7 protein-coding genes are annotated in these 7,689 nt (G+C 52.8%); all 7 read right to left on the reverse strand.

Annotation, left to right across the window (positions count from 1 at the left end; translation table 11 throughout):
- Position 1: 1 nt before the first annotated feature.
- Positions 2-1,408, reverse strand: a complete 1,407-nt coding sequence (lpdA, locus tag NTH01S_RS07980) for a dihydrolipoyl dehydrogenase (protein WP_068172125.1) — start codon at positions 1,406-1,408, stop codon at positions 2-4.
- A 3-nt stretch (positions 1,409-1,411) separates the two neighbouring features.
- Positions 1,412-2,641, reverse strand: coding sequence for a pyruvate dehydrogenase complex dihydrolipoamide acetyltransferase (locus NTH01S_RS07985; protein WP_068172126.1), 1,230 nt, complete (start codon positions 2,639-2,641; stop codon positions 1,412-1,414).
- 5 nt (positions 2,642-2,646) lie between these two features.
- A complete protein-coding gene (locus tag NTH01S_RS07990; RefSeq protein WP_068172130.1) occupies positions 2,647-4,017 on the reverse strand; it encodes a pyruvate dehydrogenase complex E1 component subunit beta in 1,371 nt (456 codons plus the stop codon).
- Positions 4,018-4,020: 3 nt separating this feature from the next.
- Positions 4,021-4,965 (reverse strand): pyruvate dehydrogenase (acetyl-transferring) E1 component subunit alpha, encoded by a 945-nt coding sequence (gene pdhA / locus NTH01S_RS07995; protein WP_370664313.1) that lies wholly within the window; start codon positions 4,963-4,965, stop codon positions 4,021-4,023.
- A 216-nt stretch (positions 4,966-5,181) separates the two neighbouring features.
- Positions 5,182-6,105: an indole-3-glycerol phosphate synthase TrpC gene (gene trpC, locus NTH01S_RS08000; protein WP_068172138.1), complete on the reverse strand. Its 924-nt coding sequence runs from the start codon at positions 6,103-6,105 to the stop codon at positions 5,182-5,184.
- Complete coding sequence (trpD, locus tag NTH01S_RS08005; RefSeq protein WP_068172139.1) at positions 6,102-7,196, reverse strand: anthranilate phosphoribosyltransferase; 1,095 nt, start codon at positions 7,194-7,196, stop codon at positions 6,102-6,104. Before trpD ends, trpC begins: the two co-directional genes overlap by 4 nt.
- The coding region (locus NTH01S_RS08010) for an anthranilate synthase component II (RefSeq protein ID WP_068172143.1) at positions 7,193-7,689 on the reverse strand (497 nt) is incomplete at its 5' end. The genes NTH01S_RS08010 and trpD, both read right to left, overlap by 4 nt.

Raw genomic sequence — 7,689 nt, forward strand, 5'->3', positions numbered from 1 at the left:
GTTAGATATGCAACGCGCCGTCAAAGGCTGACAAGGTTGCCTCATGCATTGTTTCAGAAATTGTTGGATGCGGGAAAACCGTTTCCATCAACTCTGCTTCGGTCAGTTCACCAGTCCGGGCAATGACATAGCCTTGGATCATCTCTGTCACTTCAGCGCCAATCATATGAGCCCCCAGTAGTTCACCTGTTTTTGCGTCAAAAACAGTTTTAACCAGCCCTTCTGTTTCACCCATTGCAACAGCTTTGCCGTTACCAATGAATGGGAAGCGACCTACGCGTACTTTATGACCAGCCGCGATGGCTTTTTCTTCACTCAAACCAACAGAGGCGATTTGTGGGCGGGAATAGGTGCAGCCTGGAACATTGAGAGCATGCAATGGCTCAGGAGAGCGGCCAGCAATTTTCTCAACGCAAATAATGCCTTCATGGGATGCTTTATGCGCAAGCCATGGAGCACCAGCAACATCGCCAATGGCATAAATGCCGGTCTCACCTGTACGGCAGAATTCATCAGTAATGATGTGCGTACGATCGACCTGAACCTTGGTGCCTTCTAGGCCAAGGTCTTCGACGTTGCCAACAATCCCGACAGCACAGATGACGCGGTCAACGGTGAGATCAACCTTACCAGTGGCGCTTTCGATCGTTGTGGATACTTCATTCTCGCCACGATTAAGCGGCCCGACTTTTGCGCCGGTGATGATTTTCATCCCCTGCTTTTCAAAAGATTTACGAGCAGCAGCACTGATTTCTGGATCTTCGGCAATCAAAATACGATCAGCGACTTCAGCAATGGTAACGTCACAGCCCATATTGCGATAAAAAGATGCAAACTCGACACCAATTGCACCAGAGCCGATAACTAAAAGACGCTTAGGTAGCTCTTTTGGGGTCATGGCTTCACGAGCACTCCAGATCAGCTTGCCGTCTGTTTCCAAGCCGGGAAGTTGACGTGCTCTTGCGCCTGTAGCGAGGATGACATGTGGCGCCTTGAGCGTCGCAACGGCATTGCCGTCTTTTGTAACGTCCACGCGATGTGCTTCGCCGTCTCGGCCATTGAGTTTTGCAAAGCCATCATATGTTGGGACTTTGGCTTTCTTGAGCAAATGCCCAATGCCTCGGCCCATTTGACGAGCAATACCGCGTGAACGCCCGACGATCTTATCAAGATCGAAAGCAATATTGTCGGCTGAAAACCCAAATGCACTGAGGTTATGCAGTTGGTGATGGATTTCAGAAGAGCGCAGCAGCGCCTTTGTGGGAATACAACCCCAGTTCAGGCAGATGCCGCCCAGATGCGTGCTCTCAACGACAGCAACACGCAGCCCAAGCTGACTGGCGCGCAGCGCGGCAACATATCCGCCCGGGCCGCCGCCGATCACGATCAGATCAAAAAGTTCAGACATGGATCAGACCACCAGAGTGTAAGGATTATGAATAATGTCACGCAGCGTGTTGAGCCATTGGGCCCCCAAAGCGCCGTCGATAGCGCGATGGTCAACAGACAGCGTGGCCGTCATCACAGTTGCAATAGCCAGTTGACCATCCCGCACAACAGGGCGTTTTTCGCCAGAAGCAATCGCTAAGATGGCAGCCTGCGGTGGATTGATGATCGCGCTGAAATCGCGCACGCCGAACATACCCATATTTGAAATCGAGAAGGTTCCGCCTTGGAATTCTTCTGGTTTCAGTTTGTTAGCCCGGGCGCGTTTTGCAAGGTCTTTGGCTTCTGCGCTGATTGTCCGCAGAGACTTTGTGTCTGCATTACGGATGATTGGCGTGATCAGGCCATCCGGTATGGAAACAGCCATAGAGATATCGACGTTGTCGAAATGTAGCGTTTCTGCTTCTGTGAATTGCACGTTCAGACCGGGGGTCTTTTTCAGAGCAAGAGCAACAGCCTTGATCATCATATCATTCACAGAGATTTTGAACGCACCATCATGAGCCGCGCCGTTCAGCTTCGAGCGTAAGGCGAGCAAGGCGTCTAGTTCAATGTCTACTGAAACATAGAAGTGCGGAACTTGCGTTTTTGATTCCGTCAGACGACGCGCAATAACTTTACGCATGGTTGAGTTCGGAACACGCTGCACATCGCTGTTTGTTTGCGCAGCGGGCGTAACGTCAACGGCAGGGGACACGGCTGGTTTAGCCGCACCGTGCTCAACATCGCGCTTCAGAATACGACCATTTGGTCCCGTACCCTTCAAGCTGTTCAGTGCAATGCCCTGCTCATGGGCTAAACGCCGTGCGAGCGGAGAAACGAAAATGCGCTCAGCATTTGCGGGTTCCGTTGCCGGAGTTGCTTTTGGTGTTGATTCAGCTTTTTTCTCAGGCGCGGAAGGTGCCGGTGTAGGAGCAGCATTCTGTGATGCGGGGGCATCAGGAACGCTCTCACCGTCTTCAACCAGCACAGCGATTGGAGCATTCACCGCGACATTTTCTTGTCCCTCAGGCACAAAAATGCGGCCGAGAATACCTTCATCAACAGCCTCGACTTCCATAGTTGCTTTATCGGTTTCGATCTCAGCAATTACTTCGCCCGATGTAATGGTATCGCCTTCTGCTTTTAGCCAGCGTGCGAGCTTACCTTCGGTCATGGTCGGCGACAGGGCCGGCATCAAAATCTCAATGGCCATAACGATCAGTCCCGGAACAGCTTGCGTACAGCATCCACAACCCAGTCGGGCTTAGGAAGTGCCAGTTTTTCGAGGTTCGCTGCGTAAGGCAACGGAATATCGAGCCCACAGACGCGCGCGGGTGGTGCATCAAGCCAATCAAAGGCTTGTTCAACAGCGACCGTGCAGATCTCAGAACCGATACCGGCAACAGGCCATCCTTCTTCAACGGAGACGACACGGTTCGTCTTCTTCACGCTATTGATGATGGTTTCTGTATCCAGGGGGCGGATTGTACGCAGGTTAATAACCTCTGCCTCAATCCCCTCTTCTGCCAGCTTCGCAGCGGCTTCTAAGGCAACGCCAACCATGATTGAGAAGGCAACGAGGGTAACGTCTTTACCTTCGCGCTCAATTTTAGCTTTGCCGATCGGCACGATGAAATCTTCATCTTCTGGGCATGGGAATTTTTGCCCGTAGAGGATTTCATTTTCCAACACCACAACAGGGTTGGGGTCGCGGATCGCGGCGCGCAGCAGGCCTTTTGCATCAGCAGAAGACCAAGGAGCTACGACTTTGAGGCCGGGAACATGCGCGTACCAGCTTGCAAAACACTGTGAATGTTGTGCACCCACGCGAGCTGCGGCACCGTTTGGTCCACGGAACACGATGGGGCACCCCATCTGACCGCCGGACATATAAAGCGTTTTGGCTGCGGAGTTGATGATATGATCAACTGCTTGCAGGGCGAAGTTCATGGTCATGAACTCCACGATAGGCTTTAGACCTGTTAGAGCGGCACCAACAGCCATGCCTGCAAAGCCGTGTTCGGTAATAGGCGTATCAATAACGCGCTTTTCACCGAACTCGTCTAGTAAGCCTTGGCTGACTTTATATGCGCCTTGATACTGGGCGACTTCTTCACCGAGTAGAAACACATCTTCATCGCGTCGCAGTTCTGCGGCCATGGCGTCACGAAGTGCTTCACGAACGGTAATATCCCGTGTTGGGCCCCATTCTTTTTCGGCTTCGATGGCTTTGGCAGCGGGTGCAGCAGCAACGGGAGCGTCTGCTTTTGGCTCATTATGAGAAGATACGTTCGCAGATGATGCACTTGACCCCGTCAATAGAGCATCTGCGGCGGATGAATCTTCACCGTCTTCGAGCAGCACGGCAATCGGCGTGTTTACGGCAACATTCTCAGTGCCAGCATCGACGATGATTTTACCGAAGATGCCGTCTTCTGTTGCTTCGACTTCCATGGTGGCTTTGTCGGTTTCGATTTCAGCAATCACGTCACCCGACTGTACAGCGTCACCGGGGTTACGCGTCCAACGGGCGATGGTGCCTTCTGTCATGGTGGGAGACAGTGCGGGCATCAAAATAAGAGATGCCATGGATCAGCCCTCCACCAGAATATCAGTCCACAGCTCGGAAGGGTCCGGCTCTGGGCATGTCTTTGCATAATCAACAGCATCCGCAATGACGGCTTTCACGTCATCATCAATGCTTTTCATTTCCGCCGGGTCGATGCCCCATTTAGCCATTTCAGCCTTCAGGGTTTCGATCGGGTCACGCGTACGGCGCATTTCCTCGACCTCATCACGCGCACGGTACTTTGCGGGGTCAGACATGGAGTGCCCACGGTAACGGTAGGTTTCCATCTCTAGCAGGTATGGCCCCTTCCCTGCACGACAATGTGCAATGGCTTCTTGTGCGGCTTGGTGTACAGCAAGAACGTCCATACCATCAACCTTGCGGCCTGGAATGTTCCAAGCTGCGCCGTTGCGTGACAAATCTTTGGATGCCGAAGCGCGCTCAATAGATGTACCCATGCCGTAGCGATTGTTTTCAATCACATAAACGCATGGCAGCTTATGGAGGGCTGCAAGGTTAAAGCTTTCAAATACCTGTCCTTGGGAGGATGCGCCTTCCCCAAAATACACGATGGCGACTTCATCTGTGCCACGGTATTTATTAGCAAATGCCAACCCTGTGCCGAGTGCAACTTGTGCGCCAACGATGCCATGACCGCCATAGAACTCCTTTTCACGGGAGAACATGTGCATGGAGCCGCCTTTGCCACGGGAGTATCCGCCTTCACGCCCGGTCAACTCGGCCATAACACCGCGTGGGGTCATGCCGGCAACAAGCATCTGTCCATGATCACGATATGACGTGATGGATTTATCACCCTGCTTCATATGCAGGCCCAGACCAACGACCACGGCTTCTTGGCCAATATATAGGTGGCAGAAACCACCTATCAGGCCCATTCCGTAAAGCTGACCAGCCTTTTCTTCAAAACGGCGCACAAGGAGCATGTCCTTGTAGGCCCGCTTCATCGTCTCCGGCGCTAGTGCCGGACCATTCCCTTTGACAGGAACGGACGCCGTTTCGTCCATGGCGGTCTCCTGAAAAAATAGTTCTCATCATGAGCATAGGCTCAGGACGCTAATTGATGGTGTTATTACCGGGAGTTTGCCCAGAACACCAGCACCGGAAGCGCTAACAAAAGATGTTTCGCTTCCGAGTGGTGTTTAAACACTATGATTTTGTGGTTACGCATACCCTAAAAGGCGTCGTGCCGCTACGCCGGGATCGTCTTCGCGCAGGAGGCTTTCACCAACAAGGACCGCACTCGCACCAACCTCACCGACCCGCATAACGTCATCTTGGGTACGAATGCCACTTTCAGATATGACAAGCCTATCTGGTGGGACCAGTGGCGCCAATTGGCGAGTGGTTTCGATGTCTGTTTTGAGGGTGCGTAGGTTACGGTTATTAATACCGATGAGAGACGTGTCGAGCGCAAGGGCACGGTTTAATTCGTCTTCATCATGCACTTCGACGAGAACATCCATATCGAGACCGCGTGCCGTTTCGATGAGTTCAACGGTTTGGTCCTCGCTTAGAGCTGCGAGAATTAACAAAATGCAGTCTGCGCCAATCAGACGGCTTTCGTGCACTTGCCAAGGATCAAGAATAAAATCTTTCCGAAGAATGGGGAGGCTGCATGCTTCGCGTACAACACGAATATCATCCGTATTGCCGTGGAAGCAGGAGCCTTCTGTCAAGACAGACAAGCAAGTAGCGCCAGCATTAGCATAAGCACGAGCGATGCCTGCGGGGTCATAATCCGGGCGTAAAATGCCGGCAGATGGTGACGCCTTTTTGATTTCTGCAATCAGCCCAACGTTTTTATCGGCGGTCAGGTGCTTTAATGCTTTGCCGAAGCCGCGCGTGGGGGTGGAGACTTCGCGGGCACGGGCAGTAATTTCTTTGAGCGACATGCTTTGTGAGCGCTGCTCAACGTCCAGCCTGGTGCGTGCGCAAATGCGCTGTAAGACGTCCCCTTTGTCCTGAATATCCGTATTCGGGTTTTGGATGGGCTCCATGGTGGTTGCGGGAATGTCAGTATCCGGGAACTGATCCGGACCTTCAGGAGCGTAGGTTTTAGCCATGCGGCTCAGGGGGAATGTCATGATCGTTCCACATTCTTTGTAAAAGGCGCGGCAGAGCGTGTTTCGAGGGGAGATATTGTACGCTCTAATGCCGCGTTAGCAGACCCATTATCAATGGCTTGCGCAGCGCGTTGTATGTTGTTGTAAAAGGCTCGTTCGTTAAAACACTTATCGCGTATCACCGTGCCGTGTCCAGCGACGTGAAGGGCCGCGGCCGTGTTTAATAAAACGGTATCACGGTATGCACCTTTTTGTCCCTGTAACAGGGCTTTAAGGGCAAGGGCATTTTCAGGCGGCGCTCCGCCACGTATGTCCGCAATAGGGCGTGATGCGAGCCCTACGTCGTGAGCGTGGAATGTGAAGCGACTTTGTGTTTCTTGCTCGAAGCTAAACACATGATTGGGCCCTGAGAGGGTGAGTTCATCACTGCCCCCTTCATCGGTTTCGCTATGGATTGTCCATGTATATGTGCTGCCAAGTTGGTGAAGAACTGTACCGAGACGCTCTAACCAGCGAAGGTCAAAAACACCGAGTAATTGACGCTTAACGCATGCCGGGTTGCACAAAGGGCCTACGAGGTTGAAGATAGTCCGAAACCCGAGAGATTTTCGGACGGGGGCTGCATGCCGTAAAGCTGGGTGGTGATACGGTGCTGCGAGGAATACGAGGCCGTCATTATGCAAACGTTGGGCCAGCGTCACCGGGTTTTTGTCAAGACTGACGCCTAATTGCTCCAGAACATCTGTTGCGCCGGAGCGGGATGAGAGGGCTCTATTGCCGTGTTTGGCAACAGGAATACCCATCCCGGCGAGGACAAAGGCAACGGCTGTTGAAACATTGAGTGTGTTTAAGCCGTCCCCTCCTGTGCCGCAGACATCAATGGTGTCTGCTGGGGCGTGTGGCACCGGATGCATGTGTTGGCGAACAGCACGGACAGCGCCGATGAGGTCGTGCTCTGTTTCACCGCGCAGATGCAATGCTGTTAAAAACGCAGCAAGTTGCAGTGGGTCGGCAGTGCCGAGCATGACGTCTTGGATCGCTTTTTCAGCATCTTCAGATGATAATGCTTGGCCTCGGACCAGTTTGTGCAGGCTATGAGAAAGCTGTGTCATGCGGGTGTAGAAACCGTGATACCTGCGCGTGTTAAGAAATTAGCGAATAAATCTTTCCCGCCGATGGAGGCAACACTTTCTGGGTGGAATTGTACACCGTGAATCTCATAATCACGATGGCGCACCCCCATAATGACCCCATCTTGTGTATGCGCGTTGACGTGCAGTGTATCGGGTATGCTGTTGGGTTCTAGGGTTAGGCTATGATAGCGCACGACATCAACGGGGTTCGGTAAATCTGTGAATACCCCTGTGTTATCATGCTCTACGGGGCTGATTTTGCCATGCATGGGTATGGGAGCCCGCACGACCTCTGCACCAAAGACTTGTCCAATCGCTTGATGCCCTAGGCAGACACCGAGAATAGGCACGCGCCCTGCAGCAGCTTGAATAAGGTCACAGCATATGCCGGCATCATTAGGGGCGCATGGGCCGGGTGATAGGACGATAGCTTGTGGCTTGAGGGCTAGCGCGTCTTCTACGCTGAGGGCGT

This window comes from Neokomagataea thailandica NBRC 106555, from assembly GCF_001598495.1.
In the GTDB taxonomy this organism is placed as follows: Bacteria; Pseudomonadota; Alphaproteobacteria; order Acetobacterales; family Acetobacteraceae; genus Gluconobacter; species Gluconobacter thailandicus_A.

Bases quoted from the DNA above. Each gene is read 5' to 3' on its own strand.
- lpdA (WP_068172125.1), bottom strand. From the start codon at position 1,408: ATGTCTGAACTTTTTGATCTGATCGTGATCGGCGGCGGCCCGGGCGGA.
- NTH01S_RS07985 (WP_068172126.1), bottom strand. From the start codon at position 2,641: ATGGCCATTGAGATTTTGATGCCGGCCCTGTCGCCGACCATGACCGAA.
- NTH01S_RS07990 (WP_068172130.1), bottom strand. From the start codon at position 4,017: ATGGCATCTCTTATTTTGATGCCCGCACTGTCTCCCACCATGACAGAA.
- pdhA (WP_370664313.1), bottom strand. From the start codon at position 4,965: ATGAAGCGGGCCTACAAGGACATGCTCCTTGTGCGCCGTTTTGAAGAA.
- trpC (WP_068172138.1), bottom strand. From the start codon at position 6,105: ATGACATTCCCCCTGAGCCGCATGGCTAAAACCTACGCTCCTGAAGGT.
- trpD (WP_068172139.1), bottom strand. From the start codon at position 7,196: ATGACACAGCTTTCTCATAGCCTGCACAAACTGGTCCGAGGCCAAGCA.